General features: G+C 61.3%; 25 protein-coding genes and 1 pseudogene. 17 read left to right on the top strand and 9 right to left on the bottom strand.

Annotated elements, in window-relative coordinates; all coding sequences use genetic code 11:
* Entirely contained in the window at window positions 1-432 is a 432-nt protein-coding gene (locus QQ992_RS14845; RefSeq protein WP_286114014.1) for a hypothetical protein, read from the bottom strand.
* Between QQ992_RS14845 and QQ992_RS14840 the strand changes: the two are divergent.
* From QQ992_RS14840 to QQ992_RS14820, 5 genes and pseudogenes are all read left to right on the top strand, one after another.
* A pseudogene (locus tag QQ992_RS14840) lies at window positions 421-573 on the top strand (sigma factor-like helix-turn-helix DNA-binding protein); the annotation flags it as partial. The gene QQ992_RS14845 and the pseudogene QQ992_RS14840 sit on opposite strands and share 12 nt — an antisense overlap.
* On the top strand, window positions 560-1,201 hold the full coding sequence (locus QQ992_RS14835; RefSeq protein ID WP_286110080.1) for a DUF1109 domain-containing protein: 642 nt from the start codon (window positions 560-562) through the stop codon (window positions 1,199-1,201). The pseudogene QQ992_RS14840 and the gene QQ992_RS14835, both read left to right, overlap by 14 nt.
* Window positions 1,202-1,354: 153 nt before the next feature.
* Window positions 1,355-1,672 (top strand): helix-turn-helix domain-containing protein, encoded by a 318-nt coding sequence (locus tag QQ992_RS14830; protein ID WP_182774220.1) that lies wholly within the window; start codon window positions 1,355-1,357, stop codon window positions 1,670-1,672.
* Complete coding sequence (locus QQ992_RS14825) at window positions 1,665-2,924, top strand: type II toxin-antitoxin system HipA family toxin (RefSeq protein WP_286110079.1); 1,260 nt, start codon at window positions 1,665-1,667, stop codon at window positions 2,922-2,924. The genes QQ992_RS14830 and QQ992_RS14825 overlap by 8 nt, the downstream gene beginning before the upstream one ends.
* 48 nt (window positions 2,925-2,972) lie before the next feature.
* Window positions 2,973-3,533 (top strand): hydrolase, encoded by a 561-nt coding sequence (locus tag QQ992_RS14820; protein WP_119370240.1) that lies wholly within the window; start codon window positions 2,973-2,975, stop codon window positions 3,531-3,533.
* On the opposite strand, the gene QQ992_RS14815 is transcribed toward QQ992_RS14820, so the two are convergent.
* The gene (locus QQ992_RS14815; RefSeq protein ID WP_286110078.1) at window positions 3,530-4,513 is read right to left on the bottom strand and encodes an aldo/keto reductase; all 984 of its coding nucleotides are present in this window, start codon (window positions 4,511-4,513) and stop codon (window positions 3,530-3,532) included. The two genes, QQ992_RS14820 and QQ992_RS14815, sit on opposite strands and share 4 nt — an antisense overlap.
* 106 nt (window positions 4,514-4,619) lie before the next feature.
* Here QQ992_RS14815 and QQ992_RS14810 point away from each other — a divergent pair, with 106 nt between their 5' ends.
* From QQ992_RS14810 to QQ992_RS14795, 4 genes are all read left to right on the top strand, one after another.
* Window positions 4,620-5,525, top strand: coding sequence for a LysR family transcriptional regulator (locus QQ992_RS14810; protein WP_286110077.1), 906 nt, complete (start codon window positions 4,620-4,622; stop codon window positions 5,523-5,525).
* Window positions 5,526-5,608: 83 nt separating this feature from the next.
* The gene (locus QQ992_RS14805) at window positions 5,609-6,133 is read left to right on the top strand and encodes a sigma-70 family RNA polymerase sigma factor (RefSeq protein ID WP_119370237.1); all 525 of its coding nucleotides are present in this window, start codon (window positions 5,609-5,611) and stop codon (window positions 6,131-6,133) included.
* Between the two features lie 2 nt (window positions 6,134-6,135).
* Window positions 6,136-7,074, top strand: a complete 939-nt coding sequence (locus QQ992_RS14800; RefSeq protein WP_286110076.1) for a FecR domain-containing protein — start codon at window positions 6,136-6,138, stop codon at window positions 7,072-7,074.
* Between the two features lie 79 nt (window positions 7,075-7,153).
* Complete coding sequence (locus QQ992_RS14795) at window positions 7,154-9,553, top strand: TonB-dependent siderophore receptor (protein WP_286110075.1); 2,400 nt, start codon at window positions 7,154-7,156, stop codon at window positions 9,551-9,553.
* Between the two features lie 47 nt (window positions 9,554-9,600).
* On the opposite strand, the gene QQ992_RS14790 is transcribed toward QQ992_RS14795, so the two are convergent.
* Both QQ992_RS14790 and QQ992_RS14785 read right to left on the bottom strand, forming a co-directional pair.
* The gene (locus QQ992_RS14790) at window positions 9,601-10,608 is read right to left on the bottom strand and encodes a zinc-binding alcohol dehydrogenase family protein (RefSeq protein WP_286110074.1); all 1,008 of its coding nucleotides are present in this window, start codon (window positions 10,606-10,608) and stop codon (window positions 9,601-9,603) included.
* A gap of 132 nt (window positions 10,609-10,740) precedes the next feature.
* Window positions 10,741-11,538, bottom strand: a complete 798-nt coding sequence (locus QQ992_RS14785) for an SDR family NAD(P)-dependent oxidoreductase (RefSeq protein ID WP_286110073.1) — start codon at window positions 11,536-11,538, stop codon at window positions 10,741-10,743.
* 106 nt (window positions 11,539-11,644) lie between these two features.
* Here QQ992_RS14785 and QQ992_RS14780 point away from each other — a divergent pair, with 106 nt between their 5' ends.
* On the top strand, window positions 11,645-12,595 hold the full coding sequence (locus QQ992_RS14780) for a GlxA family transcriptional regulator (protein ID WP_286110072.1): 951 nt from the start codon (window positions 11,645-11,647) through the stop codon (window positions 12,593-12,595).
* 115 nt (window positions 12,596-12,710) lie between these two features.
* On the opposite strand, the gene nhaA is transcribed toward QQ992_RS14780, so the two are convergent.
* Entirely contained in the window at window positions 12,711-14,069 is a 1,359-nt protein-coding gene (gene nhaA, locus QQ992_RS14775) for a Na+/H+ antiporter NhaA (protein WP_286110071.1), read from the bottom strand.
* A gap of 272 nt (window positions 14,070-14,341) precedes the next feature.
* Here nhaA and QQ992_RS14770 point away from each other — a divergent pair, with 272 nt between their 5' ends.
* From QQ992_RS14770 to QQ992_RS14755, 4 genes are read left to right on the top strand one after another with little or no spacing between them, the layout of a single operon-like run.
* On the top strand, window positions 14,342-15,265 hold the full coding sequence (locus tag QQ992_RS14770) for a metal ABC transporter substrate-binding protein (protein WP_286110070.1): 924 nt from the start codon (window positions 14,342-14,344) through the stop codon (window positions 15,263-15,265).
* Complete coding sequence (locus tag QQ992_RS14765; protein WP_286110069.1) at window positions 15,262-16,152, top strand: manganese/iron ABC transporter ATP-binding protein; 891 nt, start codon at window positions 15,262-15,264, stop codon at window positions 16,150-16,152. The genes QQ992_RS14770 and QQ992_RS14765 overlap by 4 nt, the downstream gene beginning before the upstream one ends.
* Window positions 16,149-17,009, top strand: coding sequence for a metal ABC transporter permease (locus QQ992_RS14760; RefSeq protein WP_286110068.1), 861 nt, complete (start codon window positions 16,149-16,151; stop codon window positions 17,007-17,009). The genes QQ992_RS14765 and QQ992_RS14760 overlap by 4 nt, the downstream gene beginning before the upstream one ends.
* Entirely contained in the window at window positions 17,006-17,863 is an 858-nt protein-coding gene (locus tag QQ992_RS14755; protein ID WP_286110067.1) for a metal ABC transporter permease, read from the top strand. Before QQ992_RS14760 ends, QQ992_RS14755 begins: the two co-directional genes overlap by 4 nt.
* On the opposite strand, the gene QQ992_RS14750 is transcribed toward QQ992_RS14755, so the two are convergent.
* The 3 genes from QQ992_RS14750 to leuS all read right to left on the bottom strand — a co-directional run bounded on the left by QQ992_RS14750 (window position 17,860) and on the right by leuS (window position 21,346).
* Window positions 17,860-18,000: a DUF2256 domain-containing protein gene (locus QQ992_RS14750; RefSeq protein WP_286110066.1), complete on the bottom strand. Its 141-nt coding sequence runs from the start codon at window positions 17,998-18,000 to the stop codon at window positions 17,860-17,862. The genes QQ992_RS14755 and QQ992_RS14750 overlap by 4 nt on opposite strands.
* 41 nt (window positions 18,001-18,041) lie before the next feature.
* The gene (locus tag QQ992_RS14745) at window positions 18,042-18,590 is read right to left on the bottom strand and encodes a chalcone isomerase family protein (RefSeq protein ID WP_286110065.1); all 549 of its coding nucleotides are present in this window, start codon (window positions 18,588-18,590) and stop codon (window positions 18,042-18,044) included.
* Between the two features lie 161 nt (window positions 18,591-18,751).
* Entirely contained in the window at window positions 18,752-21,346 is a 2,595-nt protein-coding gene (gene leuS, locus QQ992_RS14740; RefSeq protein ID WP_286110064.1) for a leucine--tRNA ligase, read from the bottom strand.
* A gap of 631 nt (window positions 21,347-21,977) precedes the next feature.
* Here leuS and QQ992_RS14735 point away from each other — a divergent pair.
* From QQ992_RS14735 to QQ992_RS14725, 3 genes are all read left to right on the top strand, one after another.
* Window positions 21,978-22,898 carry an AraC family transcriptional regulator gene (locus tag QQ992_RS14735; protein WP_286110063.1) on the top strand — a complete coding sequence of 307 codons (921 nt, stop codon included), beginning with the start codon at window positions 21,978-21,980 and terminating at the stop codon, window positions 22,896-22,898.
* A 287-nt stretch (window positions 22,899-23,185) separates the two neighbouring features.
* Entirely contained in the window at window positions 23,186-24,085 is a 900-nt protein-coding gene (locus tag QQ992_RS14730; protein ID WP_286110062.1) for an alpha/beta hydrolase, read from the top strand.
* A 46-nt stretch (window positions 24,086-24,131) separates the two neighbouring features.
* On the top strand, window positions 24,132-25,070 hold the full coding sequence (locus QQ992_RS14725; RefSeq protein ID WP_286110061.1) for an alpha/beta hydrolase: 939 nt from the start codon (window positions 24,132-24,134) through the stop codon (window positions 25,068-25,070).
* 147 nt (window positions 25,071-25,217) lie between these two features.
* On the opposite strand, the gene QQ992_RS14720 is transcribed toward QQ992_RS14725, so the two are convergent.
* A complete protein-coding gene (locus QQ992_RS14720) occupies window positions 25,218-25,709 on the bottom strand; it encodes a DUF1543 domain-containing protein (RefSeq protein ID WP_286110060.1) in 492 nt (163 codons plus the stop codon).
* Window positions 25,710-25,776 lie beyond the last annotated feature (67 nt).

Genomic DNA, 25,776 nt, shown 5'->3' with positions numbered 1-25,776 from the left:
TCAAGCGAAGGAAAGTGGACGAAACACCTGGGCGGCCAGCAGTCGGCCGAGCAGGGCGGCGAAGTCCAGGTCGGGCTGAGCCTGCTGCGCAACCTGTGAGGCCCGCTCCAGCGTCAGGCCTTGGGTGCAGGCATCGAGAAACGCACAGCCCCCCATTTCCAGCGCTTGTTGTACGACACCTTCGTCAGTGCCGCTCAACAAAGCGCCTTCTGCACGCCAGGGCTGGTCTTGCGGCCAGGCCAGGCCTTCACGGCTGTGGCGCCACAGGCTGAACGCCGGCGTTTGCGCGAACCAGTACCAGCGCACGCTGCTGCGCGGGGCCAGGTAACTGCACGCCAGGTCCGTGGGGGTCATGCCGGCAAGGTCGGCCAGGTCAAGGCAGGGCTCGCGAAGGGCACTGAAGGCTTCGCACCAGGCGAACCCATCGTTCACGTCAAGCTGGAGGGGTTGTCGGTGGAGGAGACTGCACGCATGACCGGGCTTTCTGCCTCGGCAGTCAAGGTTGGCATCCACCGGGGCTTGAAGGCATTGGCCAAGTTGATAGGAGGCAAGGGCGACGATGAAGACCGATGAACTGATTGCCCTGTTGGCCGCTGGGGAAGGGCCGGTGGACCGCCATGTGCTGGCGCGGCGTCTGGGTATGGCGTTGCTGGGCGGTATGCTGGGCGCGGTATTGCTGACCGTGACCCTGTTCGGTGTCCGTAACGACCTGGCGTTGGTTGCGTCCACACCGTTGTTCTGGGCCAAGCTGGCCTTGCCCGGCAGTTTGGCAATACTGTCGCTGTGGCTGACCCAGCGGTTGGCCAGGCCGGGTGTGCAGGGCGGTGCGTGCTGGGCCTTGTTGGGGCTGCCGTTGCTGCTGGTCTGGCTGGGCGCGGCAGTGAGCCTGTCTGGCGCTCCGCTGGAAGCCCGCGCCGAGCTGATCCTGGGCCGCACCTGGCGCACCTGCCCGTTGAACATCACCTTGCTCTCTGTGCCTGCCTTTATCGCGGTGTTCGTTGCCTTGCGCGGCCTGGCACCAACCCGCCTGCGTCAGGCCGGCGCGGCGGGGGGCTTGCTCGCAGGCGCCACGGCGACGTTGGCCTACTGCCTGCACTGCCCTGAAATGGGCGTGCCGTTCTGGGGGGTATGGTATGTGCTGGGGATGCTGGTGCCGACCATGCTGGGTGCGGTATTGGGGCCGCGATTGCTGCGGTGGTGACGATTTTTTACCTTGGTAAATACGTTAAACAGAGGCTTAAGTAAGTAATTTAAGCTTATGACACAAAATATGGGAATTACGTGGCGTTGATGTGCGAGGGTGCTAATCCTATAATTCGAGGGGCTAACACTGTCCGAGCAGGCTTTGCACACTATGTTGGATTTAAGCTTCAGCAAGCCAGGAGAGGTCGTCAAGCGACTCTGCGATCGCTTGCGCATTGAGCGCCTGGCGTTGGGCATGACACAAGCCGAATTGGCCGGCCGTGCCGGCATCGGCACCAACACGGTGTCCAATCTTGAAGCCGGGCGCAATGTCGGCTTCGAGAACGTGGTCAGGGTGGCGATGGCCCTTGGTCGTACCAAGGAACTCGAAGGCCTGTTCCTGCCAAAACTGGACAGCATCGAGGACATCCGGCGTTATGAAAGCAGCGCCAGTCGGCTTCGAATCAAAAGGAAGCCCGGCAATGCTTGAGCAGGTGAACGTCTTCTACGAGGGGTGGGGCGAGCGGTGGCAATGGGGCACGCTGGTTTCTACCACTGCCCTTACCGGACGACCACAGATCGTATTCGAGTACAGCAATGAAGCCCGGCAACGGGGGCTGGAATTGTGCGCCTACACGCTGCCGTTGCAGGGGCACCCGTTGCGTCGGGATTTCCCGGATCACCAACTGCACTTGCCAGGGCCTGTCTATGACGCGCTGCCGGACGGCTGGGGCATGCTGCTGATGGACCGTATGTTCAGGCGCCGTGGGCTCTCCACTGCGCGCATAGGCCCATTGGAAAGGCTCGCTTACGTCGGGAAGAATGCAATGGGCGCCATGACGTTCGAACCCGTGGCACCCGAAGGACAGGCGCTGAACATTCACATCCCGCTGGAGCAGCTTGCAACCGAAGTGCAGGCGGTAACCAGCGGAGACGGCGCCGAGTTCCTGCAAACACTGCTGCAAGTGGGCGGGTCGCCCCAAGGCGCCAGGCCCAAAGCTTTGGTCTATCGCGATCCCGACACGGACGTGTTCACCACTGCCGCTACACCGGGTCTTGAAGCTTGGCTGGTCAAGTTCCCAGCAAGGGATGAGCATGCCGAGGTATGCGCTATCGAAATGGTGTACGCCGAATGCCTGCGCCTGTGTGGCATCGAAACCCCTGACACCCGTTACTTCAGCTTGCCTGGCGGGTTGGCGGCATTTGCCAGCAAGCGCTTTGACCGTGAGGGTGATTGGCGCGTACCCATGCAAAGCCTGGCGGCCTTTACGGGGGCCAATTACCGCACCCCTGGTGTGCTGGACTACGTCAGCTTCTTGCGGGCAACGCAGATGTGTACCAACGATGTGCGTGAGATGGCGCTGGCGTTTGAGCGTGCCGTGTTCAATGTGGTGTTCAACAACCGGGACGATCACCCCAAGAACTTCGCCTGTATCATGTCGCGAGAAGGCCAGTGGAGACTGGCGCCGGCCTACGATGTGACATTCTGCGAGGGGCCGGGTGGCTATCACCAGATGGATGTGATGGGAGAGGCCTTGGCGATTTCCCGCACGCAAATGCTCAGGCTTGCGGAGGAAGCCGAGGTAGGCCAGGACGCTGCCCGCAGGATGATTGACAGCATGTGCAATGTGGCCAGCCGTTTTGCAACACTCGCCGAACAGCTGCATCCGCAGGTGATTACCCCAGGGACCTTGCGCATGATCCAGGGCTGCATCGACCAGAATGTGGCTCGGCTCCGTTGAGGCCGCTCGGGTGACCGATACTGACAACAACAAATGGAAAGGTGCTTTATGAGCGGTGCTTTGATTGATGCAAGCCAGGCGACGTTGCTGGTTGTCGATGTACAGGAAAAGCTGATAGGCGCCATGCATGAGGCCGAGCGCCTCACCGCACGGGTCGAGTGGCTGGTGGCAGCCTGCGCGCGGCTGGCCTTGCCCGTGGTGTTTTCCGAGCAGTACCCCAAAGGCCTCGGCCCGACCCTGGCACGGCTGAAGGAAGCCTGCGCCACGGCGCCAGTGGTGGAAAAACTGCATTTTTCTTGCGTACCCGCCGAATGCCTGCCGCAGGCGATGATGCAGCGTGAGCAGGTCATTCTCTGTGGCATCGAATGCCATGTGTGCGTGCTACAGACCGCACTCGACCTGCTGGCCATTGGCAAGCAGGTGTTCGTGGTCGCCGACGCCACGTCGAGCCGCACAGCGGAAAACCACCTCGCGGCGCTCCAGCGCATGGCGGCGGCTGGCGTACAGGTCGTCACCCGTGAAATGGTCGTGTTCGAACTGCTGCGCAGTGCAAGCCACGATCAGTTCCGTGAAATCAGCAAAGCCTTCCTGGCAGGCGAGCAGCCTTAGCGGTTGACGTTTTTCTGCAGGTGAGCCGGGTAGCGGTCGCCAACAATCTGGATGTGCTCCAGCGCGGTCGCAATGGCGGCCAGGTCGGTTTCGCTCAGGCTGACCTTGGCTGCCGCGATATTCTCTTCCAGGCGATGCCGTTTGGTGGTGCCTGGAATCGGGACGATCCACGGCTTTTGGGCCAGCAGCCAAGCTAGCGCTATTTGAGCGCGAGTCGCGCCTTGGTTGTCGGCGATGGCGCCGAGTACTTCGACCAGTTTGGCGTTCGCTGCGCGGCTTTCTTCAGTGAAGCGCGGTACCACGTTGCGGAAGTCGTCGGCTGCGAATTGGGTATTGGCGTCGATAGCGCCTGTGAGAAAACCCTTGCCAAGCGGGCTGAAGGGCACGAAGCCAATCCCCAGCTCCTCCAGGACGGGAAGAATGGCCTGCTCCGGTTCGCGCCACCACAGGGAATATTCACTTTGCAGCGCTGCAACCGGCAGCACGGCATGCGCGCGGCGAATGGCGTCTACCCCGGCTTCCGACATGCCGAAATGCAGCACCTTACCTTCCTCGACCAACGCTTTGACCGTGCCCGCGACGTCCTCCACGGGAACTTGCGGGTCGACGCGGTGTTGGTACAGCAACTCGATGCGGTCAGTTTTCAGGCGCTGGAGGGACTGCTCTACGACCTTGCGGATAGTCTCGGGACGGCTATCCAGCCCATCGGCAGGCACGCCATTCTTGAAGCCGAACTTGGTGGCGATCACCACCTGATCGCGAAACGGGGCGAGGGCCTCGCCGAGCAACGTTTCATTGGTGAACGGCCCATACGCCTCTGCGGTATCGAAAAAGTTCACACCTTTATCGAAGGCATCGCGGATCAACGCAATCGCCGCTTGCTTTTCCAAGGCTGGGCCGTATGCAAAGCTGATGCCCATGCATCCTAGCCCGAGGGCGGATACTTCCAACCCGCTTTTGCCGAGCTGACGTTTCTGCATGTCTGGTCTCCTTCACAAGGATGTAGATGACCCACAAACTGTAAACTCGTGTGTAATACTCAACAATTGGCAGATGCCTTCATGGGTAGTTGAGGAGAATTCATCAATGATTCGGGCTGGCGTGCCAGAGCTGACCGCGTTTGTTGCGATCGCCGAGCAAAAAAGCTTTACCGGCGCGGCGAAAGTACTCGGGCTTTCGCCTTCTGCGTTGAGCCATTCGATGAGGGGCCTGGAAGCACGCCTTGAGTTGCGGTTGTTCAATCGAACCACGCGATCTGTGGCGTTGACCGAGGCGGGGGAGGCGCTTTATCTGCGTGTTCAGCCGCTGTTGAAGGACCTCGAATGCGCGGTGAGTGACGTCACTTCCGAGCGCAGCACGCCGTCCGGCTCCATTCGGTTAAGTGCGTCGGAGTCGTCCTTTAAACCGTTGATTCGCCATGTCATACCGCAATTCTTGCGCGACAACCCTCAGATACATATCGAGTGCGTGGCCGATAGCCGGCTGGTCGACATCGTCGCAGACGGCTTCGATGCAGGTATTCGGCTGCATGACGATGTGCCCCGAGACATGATTGCCGTGCGGTTCGGCCCCGATATCCGGTTTGCAGCCGTCGCTTCGCCTGAGTACCTGACGCGTCATCCCGCGCCCAAGGCGCCTCACGACCTCAAGTCCCATCGTTGCATCCGGTTTCGTTTTGCTAGCGGCGCGCTGTTTCGCTGGGACCTCGATCATTCGGGCAGGTCTGCCAGCGTTGATGTCGACGGGCCGATGACGATGGACAACATCAACTTGATGATCGAGGCCGCACTGGCTGGCGTTGGTATTGCCTGGGTGCCTGATAACCAGGTTGAGGAGCACCTGCAGGCCGGGACTTTGGTTCACCTGCTCCCTGAGTGGGGGCCTTGCTACGGCGGCGCGTGTCTTTACTACCCGGCCAATCGGCACCCACCGATAGCCCTGCGGCTGTTTGCTGAAGCGGTGCGCGAGTGGGCGCGTCAGCAGCACAGGTAGCCCGCCGGCGCGCCTGGTGATCGGTTGCGGTAATGCCAATCTAACGGCATCATTTGCTAATAGTTCCCATTAGCAAGTTAGCCATGCCTTACGCGCCTCTCGATAATCAGCCCCTCGCGCTACGCAACCGCATCCTGCAGCAGATGTTCGGCGACCACCATGACTGGCTGTTGCAGCGCCTGCGCGCACGCCTGGGCTGCCGCCATGACGCGGCCGACATGGCGTCGGAGACGTTTGCGCAGGTGGTAAAAATGCCTGACCCGCAGGGCATTCACGAACCGCGTGCCTTGCTCACCACGATTGCCAAGCGACTGGTGTTCGCCAGTTGGCGGCGGCGCGACCTGGAGCGTGCCTACCTTGAAGCGCTCAGCCAGCAGGCGCCGGGTTATGAGCCCTCAGCCGAAGAGCAGGTACAGGCACTGGAAACCCTGAGCGCCCTCGACAGCATGCTCGCGGGCCTGTCACCGTTAGGGCGCAGTGCGTTTCTGTACAGCCAGCTGGAGAGCCTCACCTATGCCGAAATCGGTGCACGGCTGGGTATCTCGGCGCCTCGCGTGCATCAGTACGTGGCCAAGGGTTTGACCTTGTGCTACCTGGCCTTGGAATAAACATGCCCCAAACTCGACTGCCACCGGCGGTGGCCGAGGCCATCGACTGGCTGGCGCTCCACCGTTCAGGGGCCATGAGCGCTGCAGATCGCCAGCGCTTCCAGCAATGGCTGAGCCTTGACCCGGACCATGCAGTGGCCTGGCAACGCCTTGAACAGCGCCTGGGCATGGCGTTCGCCGATATGCCTCCACTGGCTCGTCAGGTGCTCAGCACCGAGTCCGCCAGCCGGCGGCGGCTATTGCGTGGTGCCTTGGCGGTCACCGGGGTGGGGGCTGGTGGCTGGTGGTTGCAGCGTCTTGGCTTGTTGCCCGTTCTGGGGAGTGACTTGCAGACCGGCCTGGCCGAGCGCAGGCCGTTCACCCTGGAGGACGGCAGCCTTGTGGTGCTCAATGCCCAGAGCCGCGCGGACATCGCCTTTACGGCCCGCTCGCGCACGCTGTTCCTGCGTGAGGGGGCGTTGAGCATTCAGGTTGCCGCCGACCCGCAGCGGCCGCTGATTGTTATCACCGCCTTTGGCGAGGTGCGCGCCTTGGGCACACGCTTTACCGTCAACCTGCGTGACCAGGCTGCCGACGTCTGGGTGCAGGAGTCGCGGGTGCAACTGCAGGCGCCGAACGGTGCCCGTCTGGAACTGGGCAGTGGTCAGGGCGCCGTGTTGTCCAGTGCGGGGATTCGTGCGCTGGATCCTGCCCGGGCTGGCGAGGGGACTTGGGAAGACGGCTATCTGGAAGTTCACGACCAGCCGCTGAGCGCCGTCATCGATGCCCTGCGTCCGTATCACCGTGGCCTGTTGCGTATCAGCCCTGACGCTGCGGCATTGCGGGTATCGGGGGTGTTCCCGCTGGATGAAAGCGGGCAGGTCTTGCGCACACTGCAAGAAACCTTGCCTGTGCGCGTCGAGCGACGCTTCGGTTGGTGGACCGAGGTGAGCCTTCACTGATTTTTTTTCATCACCCCCTTAATAACAGAGCCACTCGCGTCACATAGCTGGCATCGACCACCTTCCGGGACCGTTGCCCATGTACCGAACACACCGTTTCAGCCTGACACCGCTGGCCTTTGCCCTGGCTTTGGGCACACTGCACGCTCCCGCTGGCGCTGCGAGCGAGCCTGGCGGCCAACAGCACGTGCTTGCCTTCGACCTGCCGGCCGGCGCGCTGGATGCCACACTGACCGCCATCGCCCGGCAGAGCGGGCGCAGCATTTCCTATGACGCCTCGCTCACTCGCGGCTTGGCCGCACCTGCATTGCGTGGCCGCTTCAGTACCGAGCACGCCTTGCATCAGGCCCTGCAAGGCACTGCATTGCAGTTGAACGTTACGCCCGGCGGCGCACTGAGCATCGAGCCGCGTGCAAGCGATGCTGTGCACCTTGGTGCCATCAATGTGTCTGGCCAGGTGTACGAGCAGGATGCCTGGGGGCCGGCCTACAGCAAGGTTGCCCGACGCAGCGCGACCATGAGCAAGACCGATACGCCGCTGCTGGAGATACCCCAATCGGTGTCGGTGATCACGCGCGAGGAGATGGTGTCGCGCCAGCACGACAGCCTGGCGGATGTACTCGGCTATACCGCCGGCGTGGTGACCCAGCCCAATGGCTACAGCCGCGTGGCTGATGACTACCGGCTGCGCGGTTTTGACATTGGCCCGCGCACCGGAAGCGTGTTGCGCGATGGCATGAAGATGCAAAGCACGCAGTTCGAAGGCGGCCAGGAGCCCTATGGCCTGGAACGCGTCGAGGTGCTTAAAGGCGCCTCGTCTGTGCTGTATGGCCAACTGGCGCCCGGTGGCCTGATCAATACCATCAGCAAGCGGCCGACCCTCACCCCGCTGCACGAGCTCAACCTGGAATATGGAAACCACCAGCGCCGGCAGGTGTCCACCGACCACAGCGGCGCGCTGGATGAGCAAGGGCGCTTCAGTTACCGGTTGACCGCACTGGTGCGCGACAGTGGTACGCAGTTTGACGAGATCGATGACGACAAGCAGTACATCGCGCCCGCGCTGGCCTGGCAAATGGACGACGACACCCGCCTGACGCTGCTGGCCAGTCACCAGCGCACGCAAACCACGCTGACCCCGCCCATCCGCTACGACCTGACCACCTTCAGCAACACGCCTGGCTACAAAGTGCCCTATGGCCTGTTCCCCGGTGAGCCGGGCTTCGACGACTACGATGGCACCCTGCAAACGTTCGGCTATCTGCTGGAAAGCCGGCTGAGCGATAGCCTGCAATTGCACCATGCCACCCGTTATTTCGAATCGCGCAGCGACTATGACTACATCACCCTGAACAACAGCCGGGTTACCGGGGCGAACCTGAACAACCTGACCCGCAGCTACAACGTCCGTGAGGACATTTCCACCGGCTGGACCAGCGACAGCAACCTGACCCTCCAGCTTGCCCACGGTAACTGGCAGCACACGCTGCTCGGCGGCATCGATTACTACCGCAAGACCTACGACAGCCACCGGCACAGCGGCAGCGCGCCGACCCTGGACCTGGCCAATCCGGTTTATGGCAACCTGCCGACGGTGAACACCGCCGTCGACAGCGGTTCGGATTTGCACAGCACGCAAATGGGTGTCTACCTGCAAGAGCAGGCCAAGTTCGATGAGCGCTGGGTGGTCATGCTGGGGCTGCGCCAGGACTGGGCCGAAAACGACACACGCAACTACCGCGACGGCTCGCGTAGCACCGTCACCGATCGCAAGACCACCGGCCGTGTCGGCTTGGTGTACCTCACGGACAATGGCTGGGCGCCTTATGTCAGCTACAGCCAGTCGTTCTTGCCCTCCGCAGGCACCGACAGCAAGGGTGACACCTTCGAGCCTACCGAGGGCGAGCAGTACGAAGTCGGTGTGCGCTATCAGCCCGCCGACCGCGAGTTGCTGATCAGCGCTGCGGTGTATCAACTGACCCAGCGCAATGTGTTGACCTCGATCGCCGGGTCCGACTTCGACGAGCAAACCGGCAAGGAACGCAGTACGGGCTTCGAACTGGAAGCCAAGGCGCAACTGACACCCGACCTGGCAATGAACGCCACCTACGCCTATACCGACGCGCACATCATTTCCGACAACGACAAGGCACTCGAAGGCTCGCGCATCGAAGGCACGCCGTACCACAGTGCCGCCTTGTGGCTGGACTACCGGTTGAGCTGGCTAGGGTTGCCCGACGTCAGCGTGGGCGCGGGCGCCCGCTACAACGGCACGACGCACACCGTGCCGAGCGTGAGCGACCGAAAGATTCCGGCCTATACCCTGTTCGATGCCCGCATCACCTACCGGGTGAATGACCAATGGCAGGTGAGTGCTCGCGCCCAGAACCTGGCCAATGAGCGTTACCTGTATTGCGCCAACTCATGCCGCTATGGCGATGAACGCAGCGTGGTCGGTTCACTGAGTTACAACTGGTAGCAGTGTTGCCGGCCAGACTCGCACGGGGTGGCGCGCCTGGCGCGCAATCAGAAGCCTTCCAGCACAATCTTGCCGCGCGCTTTTCCACTTTCGAGCATGGCGTGTGCGCGCTTGAGATGCTCGGCGTTGATCGTACCGTAGTGTTCGCCGAGGGTGGTCTTGAGTACACCACTGTCGACCAGTTGCGAAACGCGATCAAGCAGTTGGTGCTGCTTGATCATGTCCTCGGTCTTGTACAGCGAACGGGTGAACATGAGCTCCCAATGCAGGGAAAGCGACTTGCGCTTGAGCGGCATGACATCCAGCTGCGCCGGGTCGTCGATCAACGCAAGCTTGCCTTGTGGGCGAAGTACCTCCACCAGCTGCGGCAGGTAGGTGTCGGTATGGGTGAGGCTGATCACGTAATCAACCGGGCCCAGCTTGAGCGCCTCCAGCTGAAGCGGAATCGACTCGGCGTGATCGACCACATGATGGGCGCCCAGCGCCTTTACCCACGCCTGGGTTTCGGGCCTTGATGCTGTGCCGATGACGGTCAGCCGAGTGAGTTTGCTGGCAAGCTGGACCAGGATGGAGCCAACCCCGCCACCGGCACCGATCACCAGAAGGCGCTGGCCTTCGCCACCGTTTTCTTCAACGCCCAGGCGGTCGAACAGCAGCTCCCAGGCGGTAATGGAAGTAAGGGGCAGGGCGGCGGCACCGGCATTGTCCAGGCTGCGAGGCTTGTGCCCGACGATGCGTTCATCCACCACATGCAGCTCGCTGTAGCTACCCGGGCGGTCAATGGCGCCGGCGTAGAAAACTTCATCGCCCGGTTGGAACAATGTGACCTCAGGCCCGACCTCGCGGACAACGCCGACAGCGTCCCAGCCCAGCACCTGTGGCTGGTCACCGCCGCGGCTTGCACGGATTTTCGTATCAACCGGGTTGACGGCAATGGCCCTGACTTCGACAAGCAGGTCCCGAGCACCGGGTTTGGGGGCGGGCAGTTCCGCGTCGTACAGCGATTGTGGAGCGTGGATCGGCAAACCGGGTTGGGTGTAAACGACGGCCTTCATTGGCGCTACCTCCAGGGTGGTCGAAAAGTGCATTCAGGCTAAGCGTTTCGATTTGCTCGAAAAATAGCCTGAATGCAGTAAGACTTTCTCGTCTTCAATGAAAATGAACGGTGAGGCTTGGCCTCCTGTTGATCACTCGGCCCTGTAGCGGGGCGCGAGCTGGTTGCTGGACAGTTGGCCGAACAAGGCCTGGCGGCTGGCTTCGTAGTGCTCGAACGCTTGCAGGTCGTGCACCGAAGGCAGAGAGATCAGCACACCCTTGTCGAAGTCCTGCAGGGCGCCGTCCACCAGGTCCTCGGCCGACATCACGATGGCAGGGTCGAGGTTTTCGAGCGGCAAGCCGCCTGTCTGCCAAAGGTCGGTAGCGGTGGCCCCAGGCAGTACTGCCTGGACCTGAACGCCTTTGCCGGCCAGCTCCTTCTCAAGCGCCTGGGTGAACGCGGTGACATAGGCCTTGCTGCCGCCGTAGACGCCGTTAAGCAGTTCCGGTGCCAGGCTGACGATGGACGAAATGTTGATGACCGCGCCCTGTTTGCGCGCCACGAAGCCCGGCACAGCCGCGTAGGTGAGGCGGGTGAGGGCGGTCACGTTGAGGCTGATCATTTCGGCCATGCGCTCGACGTCACTTTCCAGCAGGCCGGTATGGGTACCGATACCCGCGTTGTTCACCAGCAGGCTGATGCTGGCGTCTTCGCGCAGTTTGCGTTCGACCTTGGCGAGGTCGGCTGCGTTGGCCAGGTCGGCCGGGAACACTTCCACATTCTGCCGGGTTTCGCTGGTGAGCCGGGCGGCCAATGCGTTAAGACGTTCGCGGTTGCGTGCTACCAGCACCAGGTCATAGCCACGTCGGGCCAGATGGTCTGCGTAGATCGAACCGATGCCGGTGGAGGCGCCCGTGATGAGCGCGGTGCCTTTGAATTGCTGCGTCATGGTGATGCTCCGGTGTTTGGGTGTGGAGTCATCATGCAGAATGTGTTTTGTGACTTAAATGACGTATATGATACGTTTTCAGGACATTGCAAAGAGGGCTTCAATCATGCACCGGGTCGGCTACCTGATACCCGAAGGCTTCCAGGTCATGTCCCTGGCAACACAAACCGTATTCGAATTCGCCAATATCGTGGCGGGCGAAGCGGTTTACAGGATTGAGAGTTTTTCCATCGGGGGTGGCACGGTGCGTTCTTCCCTGGGGATGCATATCGACACGTTGCCATTGAGCGCCCCGGGCCTGGCCGACACCTGGATGGTCGCCGGTACGCTGACCCCGCTCACGCGCCCCAGTGAAGAGGTACTCGCCAGCGTGCGTGGATTCGTCGACGGTGCGCGTCGCACCGCAGGCCTTTGTACCGGCTGCTTCGTGCTGGCGCAGGCCGGTGTGCTGGATGGCCGGCGCGCCACCACCCACTGGGCTTATGCAAACAAGCTGCGTGAGTTGCACCCGAAGATCGACGTCGAGGAAGACCGGATTTTCATTGTCGATGGGCCGGTATGGACGTCCGCCGGCATGACCGCCGCCCTGGACATGGCGCTGGGCATGGTCGAAAAAGACCTGGGCACCGAGCTGGCAAGGTCGGTGGCGCACAAGATGGTCATGCACCAACGCCGCTCGGGTGGGCAATCCCAGCATTCCGAACTGTTATCGCTTTCGCCCAAGTCGGACCGTATCCAGAGCGCGCTGGATTACGCCCGCAAACACCTCAGCCGCCCGTTGAGTGTGGAGGAACTTGCCGATGTGGTGCACCTGAGCCCGAGGCAATTCACCCGTGTATTCACCGCTGAGACCGGTGAGTCACCCGCCAAGGCCGTTGAGCGCCTGCGGCTGGAGGCAGCCCGTTTGATGATCGAGCAGAGCCGGCACAGCCTGGATGTCGTAGCCAGGGAGACCGGGTTCAGGGACCGCCGGCACCTGCGTGAGGTGTTCATTCGTGGGTTTGGTGTGCCTCCACAGGCTGTGCGCAGGGATGCCAGGAGGTTGGTGTCCATTTGATAGTGGGCGCTATGGTGGCGGGTGCCAACACCCTGATGCCGCAAGATGAAAATTGGTGCGTGCCTCACTTGCGGGCCGCCAGGACTCGGCGCACCCGCAGGAGGTGTCTGGCAGGCTAACTGGCGTTCAAAGGCTTGGCGTTGGCGGCCTTTCTAATGCTTATGGCCCCCCACAGCAGCCCGACGGTGGCAGCAATGAGCGAGCCGGTAAGGATGCCGAGCTTGGCTGCACCCAGTGCGCCTGGGTCGGCAAAGGCAAGGTTGGCAATAAAGATCGACATGGTGAAACCGATACCTGCCAGCAAGCCGATCAAGGCAATGCCACTCCAGGTGACACCCTTGGGCAGCTCACACCAACCCAGGCGCACCATTAGCCAACTGATGCCGACGATGCCCAAGGGTTTGCCCAGGACAAGTGCCAGGGTGACAGCGAGCATGACGTGGTATGGCCCTTCGGAGGACAGGTCTACCCCAGACAGCCCGACCCCGGCATTGGCCAGCGCGAACAGGGGCATTATCACGAAGGCGACCCAGGGGTGCAGTGCACTCTGGACCCGCACCACAGGCGGTACCATTTCACGCTGGGCAAACCGCAGGCGTTTCAGTGGGTCAATCAGGTTGCTGCTGTCCTGCTCTGGCGCTTTTGCGCTGCCGAGCAGGTCGTTGGAAAACCGTTTGACGGCATCCACAGGGCGCTCACCCATGGGCGCTGAGCGAACGGGTGTCATGAGCCCAAGCACCACACCCGCCAGTGTGGGGTGGGCGCCGGTCATCAGCACACCGAGCCAGGTAATTGCGCCTGGAATCACGTAAGCGTAGGCCGAGCCAACGCCGATCTTCTGCAGCCCGACAACCAGCAGGATGCCGATGATGGCAACGCCAAAGCCTGCGTAGTCCAGGCCGCCCGAATAGAAGATGGCAATGATCAGCACCGCGATGATGTCGTCGATGATCGCAAGTGCCAGCAAGAAGATACGTACGTTGGACGGGATCGATTTGCCAAGCAAGGCGAGCACGCCAACCGCGAAGGCGATGTCGGTAGCCGTGGGGACTGCCCAGCCGTTCTGTTCTTGTGGTGCATGAGCGAACGCCAGGTAGATCAGGGCAGGTACAACCACGCCACCAATGGCTGCCGCCATGGGTAAGGTGGCTTGGCGCAGGCTCGCCAGCGCGCCTTCGTGGATTTCTCGGCGGATTTCCATGCCGACCACCAGGAAGAAGATGGTCATCAGGCCATCATTGATCCAGAAGTGCAGGGATTGCGAGAAGACCATCGAACCCACACCGAACGTGAGCGGTGTGTGCCAGAGGGCATCATAGCTATCAGCGAGTGAAGAGTTTGCCCAGGCGAGTGCAGCCAGGGCGGCGATGAGCAGCACGAAACCACTCACGGCCTCGACATGCAGGAAGCGCTCAAGCGTGGCGAACGCACGACGGGCAAGTTGTTGGGCAAGGGGAATTTGAATTTTTTGCATAGGCACAAGAGCACCGCAAGGCGGCCCGACCTGCGCTGTTCTTTAACCTGCGTTGCTGCGTTATGCAGCTAGCACCCGGGGCGAAGTCTACCATCCTGACGCGGTTTTGGGGGAATTGAGAAATGGCAGTAGTCCTGTTTGCCATCGGCAGGGCAGCTATTCATACTCGTTGCACTAAAGCCAGCAGTACCCGTGCGTGTCGTGCGGGTTCAAACAGCGGCGCCCCGACCGTGAACCTAGCCGTTTCCTCTGACAAGACGTGGAAGTGACGGATGTTCGAACAATACAAGCACCTTTCCAGACCCTGGCGCCTTGCCGGGGCACTGCTTGGCGCGCTGCTGTGCGTGATGCCGGCGCAAGCCGCAGAAAAGTTCAAGGTGGTGACAACGTTCACCATCATCGCCGACATGGCCAGGAACGTGGCGGGTGATGCTGCGGTGGTTGAGTCGATCACCAAGCCTGGTGCCGAAATCCACAACTATTCCCCAACCCCCGGGGACCTGCGCCGTGCCCAGGGCGCGCAGTTGGTGCTCTGGAACGGCCTGAACCTGGAATTATGGTTCGAAAAATTCTTCAAGCGCCTCGAACATGTGCCCGGCGCGGTCGTTTCCGACGGCATCGAACCCATGGGGATCGCGGCCGGGCCGTACAGTGGCAAGCCGAACCCGCACGCCTGGATGTCACCGCGCAATGCCTTGATCTACGTAGACAACATCCGTGATGCGCTGATGCGGTACGACCCCTCGAACGCCCAGGTCTATCAGCGCAACGCCGACGTCTACAAGGCACAGATCGAAGCGACCATCGCCCCCATTCGCGCACGCATCGAGCAGGTCCCGCCGGCCAGGCGCTGGCTGGTCAGCAGCGAGGGGGCATTCTCGTATCTGGCCCGAGACTTCGGCCTGAAGGAGCTGTACCTGTGGCCGATCAACGCCGACCAGCAGGGCACCCCGGCCCAGGTGCGCACAGTCATCGACGCGATGAAGGCCAATGCCATTCCGGCCATTTTCAGTGAGAGCACCGTGTCCGACAAACCGGCGCGCCAGGTCGCCCGTGAAACCGGCGCGCACTATGGCGGTGTGCTGTATGTCGACTCGCTCAGCGGGGAAGAGGGTCCGGTGCCGACGTACCTCGACCTGTTACGCGTTACCACGCAAACCATCGTCGAAGGGCTGAGCGAGGTCTCGGGGCAATGAACGGATACCACCGCCCACCTGGCAACACTACCCTGCACAATGGCATCGTGGTGCAGGGCGCCACCGTGACCTATCGCAATGGCCATACCGCACTGCATGAAGCCAGCTTCGAGCTGCCCACGGGTACCATCACCGCGCTGGTGGGGATCAATGGCGCGGGTAAGTCCACCCTGTTCAAGGCCATCATGGGCCTGGAGCGCTTGGCAGCAGGGCAGATCAGCGTTCTGGGCATGCCCGCCGCAGCCGCTCTGCGCAAGAACCTGACAGCTTATGTGCCGCAGTCGGAAGAAGTCGATTGGGACTTCCCTGTGCTGGTCGAGGACGTCGTGATGATGGGCCGCTACGGCCACATGGGCATGCTGCGCATTGCCCGGCAGGCTGACTATCAGGCCGTAGACGCCGCGCTGGAGCGGGTGGGGATGAGCGCGCTGCGCAAACGGCAGATCGGCGAGTTGTCTGGCGGGCAGCGCAAGCGGGTGTTCCTGGCCCGCTCGCTGGCCCAGGACAGCCAGGTCATCCTGCTCGATGAGCCGTTTACCGGCGTCGATGTGAAGACCGAGGACCAGATCATCCAGTTGCTGCGAGAACTGCGCGACGAGGGCCGGATCATGCTGGTGTCCACGCACAATCTGGGTTCGGTGCCCGAGTTCTGTGACCGCGTGGTGCTGATCAAACGCACCGTGCTGGCCCATGGTCCGACCGATGAAGTGTACACCCGCGACAACCTCGAGCGGGCATTCGGTGGCGTGTTGCGCCACTTCTCGCTGGTGCCGGGCGATGGCCCACTGCAGCCGCCCGTCAGTGTGTTCAGTGACGACGAGCGCCCGCTGATCCTGCGCAATGGCTTGCCGGCGCGGCGCGAACCGGATGGCGAGGGCGAAGCATGATCGAAGTGCTGATCGAGCCGTTCGCCTATGGCTACATGCGCAATGCGATGTGGGTGTCGATGCTGGTGGGCGGCGTGTGTGCGTTCCTGTCCTGTTTCCTGATGCTCAAGGGCTGGTCGTTGATCGGTGATGCGCTGTCGCATTCGATCGTGCCGGGTGTGGCGGGTGCCTACATGCTCGGCCTGCCGTTTTCGTTGGGGGCGTTCTTTGCCGGTGGCCTGGCCTCGGCGGCGTTGCTGTTCCTGCAGCGACGCACACGTCTGAAGGAGGATGTGGTGATCGGGATGATCTTCACCTCATTCTTCGGGGTAGGCCTGTTCATGGTCTCCTTGTCGCCTACTTCGGTGAACATCCAGACCATCGTGCTGGGCAACATTCTGGCCATCACCCCTGGGGATACGCTGCAACTGGCGTGCATCGGGCTGGTGTCACTGGCCGTGTTGCTGGCCAAGTGGCGCGATTTGATGCTGACGTTCTTCGACGAGAACCAGGCACGTGCGGTGGGTATCCGCCCGACCCGGCTCAAGCTGTTGTTCTTTGCGTTGCTGTCCGCCTCGACGGTGGCCGCCATGCAGACCGTCGGTGCGTTTCTGGTCATCTGCATGGTCATCACGCCCGGGGCTACCGCCTACCTGCTGACCGACCGCTTCGCGCGGCTATTGGTGATTGCCGTGGCCATTGGCGCCTCGACCAGCCTGACAGGCACCTACCTGAGCTATTTTCTCGATGGTGCGACCGGTGGTGTCATCGTCGTGCTGCAAACGGTCATCTTCCTGGCCGTCTTCGTATTCGCGCGCAAGCATGGCCTGCTTGCCGCCCGGCGTCGGCGGCGGGATGCGTTGGAGGTGCTGCCATGAACTGGCTGGAGACATTGTTGCAACCCTTTCAGTTCGACTTCATGGTCAGTGCCATGGTGATCGCCGTGCTGATTGCCATACCCACGGCCCTGTTGTCGTGTTTCTTGGTGCTCAAGGGGTGGGCATTGCTGGGCGATGCCATCGCCCATGCCGTATTCCCCGGCGTGGTGATCGCCTACATCGTGCACATCCCCTATGCCATCGGCGCGTTCCTGGCCGGCATGTTCTGCGCCGTGGCCACAGGTTTCCTGAAGCACAACAGCCGCATCAAGCAGGACACCGTGATGGGCATCGTCTATTCGGGCATGTTCGGCCTGGGGTTGGTGCTGTACCTGAAGGTCGAATCGGATGTCCACCTCGACCATATCCTGTTCGGCGACATCCTCGGCGTTGGCAGCGAAGACCTTTGGCTGTGTGCGGGTATCGCCGGGTTGACGGCGCTGGTCATCGCAACCAAGTGGAAGGACTTGATGCTGCACACCTTCGATGCCGTGCAGGCGCGTGCGGTCGGCTTGCGCACGGGCTGGTTGCATTACGGCCTGCTGTGTCTGATCTCCCTGGCGGTAGTGGGGGCGTTGAAGGCTTCTGGCCTGATCCTGGCCATTGCGCTGCTGATTGCCCCTGGGGCAATTGCTGCGCTGGTGACGCGTCAGTTCCGCCACATGTTGTGGGTGTCGCTGGTGGTCGCCATCGGCTGCTCATGGTTAGGCATTTACTGCTCGTTCTACCTCGACAGTGCCCCGGCAGCGACAATCGTCGTGGCGTTTGCGGGGGTATTCGCCCTGGTCCTGACCGGGCAGGCGGTCGTCACCCGGGCCAGCCGCTCTGGTGGGGCAGAGCGGGTAGCGCGTTAGTGTGACTTGTGGCGTGAGCGGCGGCAGCGTTCGGAACAGTAACGCACTTGTTCCCAGCAGCTGGCCCACCGCTTGCGCCAGGTGAAAGGCAAGCCACACTCGGCGCAGACTTTGCTGGGTAGAAGCGGCTTCTTCATGTCTTGGGCCTACCTTGGTGGATATGTAGCTCCTGCGGGGCTCAATCTCCTCGACCCGTTTCGGTCAGCCCAAGCAGTTGCTGGCGCAGCTGTGGATCGCGGGCCCGCGGGTCGAGCCAGATGGCAAAGAAGGCACGGGCAAAGGCGGGGTCGTTCACTTCCTGGACAAGTTGGCCATCGACGTAGAAGCGGCAGCCTTTTCCAGGCAGGTAAAGGCCACTGATGCGCATGCCCGGGCGTACATCCACAAAGGCTTGGCGCATAGCCTGGGACCAACGATTCAGGGTCTCTGCCGGCAGTGGGCGATCAGCCAGGCGTTGCATTTCATCCATGCTGGCCTGTACCAATGTGTCTCTGGACAGCGACCGGTGATAAATCAACTCGAGGGCGAACGGCTCGTTCCAGTTCCACGCGGAACCACTGTGCCAAAGCCGGGCGGTATACAGACGCAGGCCAAACCAGCTGAACTCGCCGCTACCGGCCATGTGTGCCGATGACAGCGATTGCCGCCAGTCTGCGCTTGCGGGCAGCGCCATTGCGGTCAGAATGGCCAAGGTGTACAGGCTGAGCGCCGCGCTTCTGCTTGCCATGCGTGTGACACCGGAAAACAAAATACTGTACAAATATAATTTGTTGTACAAGTTTTTGCACAGGTAAAGATGCGAATTCCAAGCGTGCGCTGAAACTGAACGAAAAAGCCGGCATTATCGAAATATGCCGGTTTCATGGCTTTCAGGAGCTGCCCGCAAGGTCAGACGATGAAGTTCACCAATCGGTTAGGTACCACGATCATTCTTCCAGCGCCTTCCAGATACTTGCTCAATATCGCATCGCTGAGCACTTGGCCACGTATCGTGTCATGGTCGGCGTCGGGCTGAACGAGAATCTCTCCACGCAGTTTGCCATTGACCTGAACCATCATCTTCACCTCATCCTGTTTCAAGGCTCCGCTGTCCGGGATCGGCCAGGCACTCTCATAAATCGCGCCCGGGAGTGCCAGTGCTTCCCAGAGTACTTGGGAAATATGCGGCGTTATCGGATGTAGCACCTGCAGAAGAATGGACATCGTTTCCCGGCAGACCTGGCGGCCAGCGCCGCGAGCTCCTTCGAGCACTTTGAACATCTTCATCGCGCCTGAGACGACGGTGTTGTACTGCAGGCGCTCATAATCGTTATTGATCTGTCGTAGCAAGCCATGGGTCTCAAAGCGCACACGGCGGGCCTGTAAAGCATCCGGCACCAGGTCGTCACCCTCGCTCCAGCGAGCTTGCTCGTCAACGGCAAAGTTCCAGAGACGGCGCAGGAAGCGATAAGCCCCTTCGACACCGCTGTCGCTCCAGATCGTGCTCTGGTCTGGAGGCCCTGCGAAGATGGTGAACAGGCGTGCGGTGTCCGCACCAAAGCGTTTTATGATGTCCTTGGGCTCGACTACGTTGTTCTTTGACTTTGACATCTTCTCTACGCCGCCCAGGCTCACGGGCAAGCCGTCCTCAATCGCCGTGGCGCTGACCGGGCGACCTTTTTCATCGTAGTGAACCGATACCTCGGAGGGGTAGAACCAGCGCCGGCTGCCGTCTTCGGCCTTGCGGTAGTAACTCTCCCTTAGCAGCATGCCCTGGGTGAACAGGTTTTTGAAAGGTTCACTGAAGTCCACCAATCCTTCGTCGCGCATCGCCTTGGTCCAGAACCTGGCATAGAGCAGGTGCAGCACCGCATGCTCGATGCCGCCGATGTACTGGTCGATGGGCATCCAGTATCGATTGCCTGGCCCGACCATTGAGGTGTGGCAGTCTGGGTCACAGTAGCGCATGAAGTACCAACTCGAGTCGACGAAGGTATCCATGGTGTCCGTTTCCCGAAGCGCGGGTGCGGCGCAACGCGGGCAGGCGACGCGGCGGAAAGCATCATGCTGCTGCAGCGGATTGCCACTGCCGTCGGGAATGCAGTCAGTCGGCAATACCACCGGCAGGTCCGCGTAAGGCACCGGAACATCGCCACAGTGTTCGCAATGAATGATTGGAATCGGTGTTCCCCAGTAGCGCTGCCGGGAGATGCCCCAGTCACGCAAGCGCCAAGTGGTGGCTTGCTCGCCGCATCCGCGCTCTGCCAGGGCATCGACGATCGCCAGGGAAGCCTGGTCCACCGTGAGGCCATCGTAGGCGCCCGAGTTAATCAGTCGACCTTCCCGACTGGCGTAGCGATCCGACCATGCGGCAGGATCATGGGTGGCCTCTTCGAGAGCAATGACGGGGCGCACGGGCAAGCCATACTGGCGGGCAAATTCGAAATCGCGCTCATCGTGAGCTGGTACACCCATTAAGGCGCCTTCGCCATACTCACCGAGTACATAATTAGTGATCCAGACGGCAACCGGTTCACCGGTCAATGGGTGCTCGACGTGCAAGCCGCTTGGTATACCGAGTTTCGCCTGCTCGCCGGCTGCAGGGGTGACCTGTGCCGACTGCCGGCACGCTTGCACCTGCAGTTCGAGCATAGGATTGAGCTCGATAGCGCGTTTGGCCAAGGCGTGATCTGGGGGAACTGCGCAGAACGTCGCACCCATTAGCGTATCGACGCGTGTGGTGAAAACCCACAGCTTGCCCGCTTCGATCAACTGCCCGTTGGTGTCTTCGATTGCGTGGGGGAAGGCCAGGCGCACGCCACTGGCCTTGCCAATCCAGTTGCGCTGCATGCTACGAACCATGTCCGGCCAGCCTTCGAGCGTATCGATGGCCGACAGCAGTTCTTCGCCATACTGGGTAATGCGCAGGTAGTAGCCGGGAATCTCGCGCTTCTCAACGAGCGCCCCCGATCGCCAGCCCCGTCCATCCACCACTTGTTCGTTGGCTAGTACGGTGTGGTCGATGGGGTCCCAGTTGACGATCTGGGTTTTCTTGTAAGCCACACCCTTTTCCAGCAGTTTCAGGAAGAACCACTGGTTCCACTTGTAGTATTGAGGGTCGCAGGTGGCGATTTCCCGTGACCAGTCGAACGCCAGGCCGAGCGGTTGCATTTGCGATTTCATGTCGGCGATGTTAATCCGTGTCCATTCGGCCGGAGGCACGCCCGACTGCATGGCGGCATTTTCCGCCGGCAGGCCGAATGCATCCCACCCCATTGGCATCAGGACGTTGTAGCCCTTCATTCGCAAGTGGCGGGCCAACATGTCATTGATCGTATAGTTGCGCACATGGCCCATATGCAGTTTCCCGGACGGGTAGGGCAGCATGGAACAGGCATAGAATTTCGGCCGACTTTCGTCTTCGACAGCCTTGAAGACTTCATCGCGAAGCCATTTGGCCTGAGCCGTGCTTTCAACCCAGGCTGGATCATACTGCTTTCGCATAGGCGTTCCTCAATGTTACCGGCTGCGAGTGGTAATCAACTTATCGACTCATGCGTTTATTTCTTACGTGTGTGCCGAGCACTGCCAGGCATCTATAGGGATTCATCGCGAAGAAACTGACCTGCTGTTCAAGTGAAGATCACAATCAAAAGAATTGAGTGGTCTGTTGGTCAGTGATGCTGAATATGGCCAAGCTCTAACTTTTATGTCAAGCCTTTATTTTAAGAGGGTGCGGTGAGGTTTTGAGTATTAGTCTCGGGGGTGATTGTTGATCGATTATCTAATCATGGTTGCGCGGGGCGCAGGCTCTAGGCTTTGGTGTATGAATTCGGAGTGCGTTAGATCCTGTGATCTGGTTGTTTGTAAAAGTTAGTTGAAGTGGTTAGTGGCTCCTGATGAGCTGTAGGAAAATTCGCTGGAATACGTAGGACTAGTTAACACAATACTTATTGTGCGACCTAAGCCACAATTCTTCCGTGAGTTGTACCTCTCTTGTTCTGGCGTGAAAGTACTGGAAAAGACTTGTTACTAAGGTGAGTAGTCGTGGGTTGGCACAGTCGACAAAGTGGTTGATCCGTGGAAAAACATTCATCATTGCCCAGAGCGTACGGCAGTGCCGATGGAGAAACCTATGACCCACCTCGAGCCCACCCACGACCCCGTCGAGTCATGCCTGAGCGCCTTGATCGCCCGACACGTCCCCAGCACAGGGGACCTGATTACCCGGCTGCCTTCCCTGAGCCTGCATCGGCGGGCCTCACCCACCGAGCCGATGCCCTGCATCTACGGCCTGGGCCTGGGTGTAGTGGCGCAGGGCAGCAAGCAGGTCATGCAGCAGCACGCCGTGCTGCATTACCAGGCGGGGCAGGGCATGTTGACCAGCATCGACCAGCCTGTGATTTCCCATGTCGCGCTGGCGTCACCCGCCAAGCCATTTCTGGGGCTGATGCTGACCCTCGACCCCAGCCAGGTCATGCGCACGGTCGAAGATCTTCAATTGCCACCGCCACCGAAGGCAGGCACTCACCAGGCCATCATCATCGCCGACCTCGACAGCAGCGTGGTGCGTGCGCTGGAGCGCTTGCTCGGGCTGTTGGACGAGCCTGCCTTGCTCGATCATCTCGCCCCGCTGGTACAACAGGAAATCATCGTCAGGCTGCTGGTCGGCCAGCACGGTGTCGCCCTGCGCCACCTGGTCGCCGCAGGTTCGCCCATGCAGCAGATCGCCAAGGTGGTCGCCTGGCTGAAGCAGCACCTGGCCGAGCCGATGCGGATCGACGACCTGGCCGAGCGGGTCCACATGAGCCCATCGACCTTCCGCCAGCATTTCCGCGAGCTGACCGGGGTGAGCCCGTTGCAGTTTCACAAGCAACTGCGCTTGCAGGAGGCCAGGCAATTGATGTTCAGCCAGCACCTGGACGCAGGCCAGGCGGCTGGAAGGGTGGGCTACGAAAGCGCCTCGCAGTTCAGCCGCGAGTACAGCAGGGCCTTTGGCGCACCGCCGCAGCGCGATGTGCGGCGCATGCGCCATGCAGGCCTGGGCACTTCGTAATAGGCAATCTGGTCATGGCCGCACTCGGGGCATGTACTCGGCATCCTTGCGCTCAAGGCTAGATAAAACCTGAGGCCTGGCTGGCCTTTAGACTGCCCGATGACTGCGCACTTTCCTTGAAATGTGCAAACAAGGCATCGAATCAGGCAATAACGCAGGCCCCTCTGCTTTCTATACTTGCCTCCAACGAAGGGCGCTTGCATCAGCCAACCCGCGCACGATCCCGCCCTGCGCAATCCAGCACCCGCGCCCCTTGCCCGGCGCGCTGCCCACCCGGAGACAACATCATGCAAGACGTCCAGTTCAGCAACCGCAACATCGTGATGGCCGGCCACCTTTACCTGCCGACTGGGTTCGATGAAAGCAGGCAGTACCCTGCGATCGTCACCGTTCACCCAGGTGGCGGCGTGAAGGAGCAGACTGCGGGCACCTACGCCCGGTTGCTGGCCGAGCAGGGTTTCGTCACCCTGGCCTTCGATGCGTCCTACCAGGGCGCCAGCGGCGGTGAGCCGCACTTCCTCGATGAGCCGATGAACCGTGTGGCCGATGTGTACAGCGCGGTTGATTACCTGACCACCCTTGGCTTTGTCGACGCCCAGCGCATCGGCGTGCTGGGAATCTGCGCCGGTGGTGGTTTTGCGGCCAAGGCGGCCTCGGTCGACCGCCGCATCAAGGCGCTGGCCACTGCCAGCGCGGTCAATGTGGGCACCGCCACCCGTAAAGGCTGGGAAGGCAAGGGTTCGATCAACGACTTGCTGCCAGTGCTCGATGCTCTGGCCGGGCAGCGAACGGCCGAAGCGGCCGGTGCCGAGCCTGTCTACGCCCCTTATGTACCGCAACTGGGTGACACCAGCGCGCCCCGTGACCTGCAGGAAGCCGCCGACTACTACCTGACGCCTCGCGCCCAGCATCCCGATGCGCAAAATAAGATGCTGATGAACGGTCTGGGCGCCTGGGTCGCTTTCGATGCCTTCGACCTGGTCGAGCAGTTGCTGACTCAACCCACGCTGGTTATCGCCGGCAGCGAAGCCGGTTCGCTGTGGCACAGCCAGGAATTGCACGACAAGGCACGGGGTAAAAAAGAACTGGTGGTACTGGACGGCCTCGCGCACATGGACCTGTACGATGGCCCGGGCGTGCATAAGGCCCTGCGGCATCTGGCGCCGTTCTTCCAGGCAAACCTCTGAGCGTAAGCAACTCGCGCCAGTCAATTCGGCCACTCTGGAGTATCACATGAGCGATTTCAGCATCAAGCACGTCCGTTACCAGAACCTGGGTTGGGAGACCGCAGCAGACCTGTACCTGCCACCAGGCTTCGACTCGGCCAAACAGTATCCGGCCATCGTCAGCACCCACCCAATCGGTAGTTGCAAAGAACAGACCTCGGGCAATGTCTACGGCGCGGGCCTGGCCAGGGAGGGCTTCGTGGTGATCGCCTTCGATGCCAGCTTCCAGGGCGCCAGCGGCGGTGAGCCACGCTTCATGGAGGACCCGTCGATCCGTGTGTCCGATATCCGCTACGCCATCGACTACCTGGTGACGCTGCCCTACGTCGACCCGGCGCGCATCGGCGCCATCGGCATTTGCGGCGGCGGTGCCTACACGGTTCATGCAGCCATCACCGACCACCGTATCAAAGCGCTGGTGTCGATCACCGGGGTCAACTTCGGCCGCCTGATACGCGAAGGCTTCAGCAACTTCCAGCCGGTCGCGGCACTGCAGGCCATGGCCGCCCAGCGCACCGCCGAAGCCCAGGGTGGCGCGCGCAATGTGATCAACTACCTGCCTGCCTCGGTCGAGGAGGGGCGTAAGGCGGGTATCACCGATATCGACGTGCTCGAAGCGACCGACTACTACAAGACCTCGCGCGGTCAACAGCCTAACGGCGCGACCAGCGGGCTGTTCTCGTTCAACAGCGCGGCGTTCGGTTGGGATGCCTTCCTCAATGCCGAGTCGCTGTTGACCCAGCCGCTGCTGGTGGTCATCGGTGACAAACCGGGCGCTTTCGGCGCGTACCGCGATGGCTGGGAAATCTACGGCCGGGCGGCCTCCACGGACAAGCAGATCTGCGTGGCCGAAGGTTGGTCGCACTACGACCTGTACGACAAGCCCGAACCTGTCGCACTGGCCATGGCGCAGGCCGTGCCTTTCCTGCGCAAGCATCTGCAATAGCCCGCTGTTCAATTCGCCGCTTGCGCCTGAGCTGAAGCACTGCCTTTCGGACAGCTGTCAACGTAGCGCAAGTTAGCGTATTGATTTCACGGTATAGCGCGGGCCGTCAAAAAAGCCGGGGCTGGGACGGACCTCGGCTCATGGGCTTCAGAGCAGAATGTAATCGCTGAACTGGCGGATATCTGCATGCTCGCCCTTGACCAGATGCACATAGCGTCCTGCCACCAGGTCGACCGGCAGGCAATCGTCGACATCCAGCACGGCGTCGGTGTGTGGCTTGAGCCAATCTTGCGCCATGCGTTGCTTGCCCAGGCACTTGGCCTCGGCCTTGTCGGTAGCCGCCACCAGCAGGTACCGGTGCGCTTCGCCAAATACCTGCCGTTCATAACCGCCCAGGTTCAGGAAAAACAAGCGCATGGCGCCGGGGCCGGGGGCTACTTGGCTCAGTTCGACACGGTAGCCATCGACCCCGCTGACTTCCAGCCAGGAGTCGATGTGCAGGCCTTGTGCGCTGCCGAACCAGGCTTCGCGCAACTGGGGATGGAGCTGTTCCAGGGTGTCGGCCTGGGCGAAGACAACATCGTGGACTTCGATACGGGCTCGAGGGTGGCGACCGCCGAGCATGACGATGTAGAGCATGAGTAATCCCTTGGGGCAGCATCAAGCGCTGTAGTGTGAACACCCTGGCGCTGTTCGCCAAGCGCAC

Origin of the sequence: Pseudomonas kurunegalensis (genome assembly GCF_030291635.1) — a bacterium.
Lineage (GTDB): Bacteria > Pseudomonadota > Gammaproteobacteria > Pseudomonadales > Pseudomonadaceae > Aquipseudomonas > Aquipseudomonas monteilii.
This window is presented reverse-complemented; position numbering and strand designations above follow the sequence as displayed.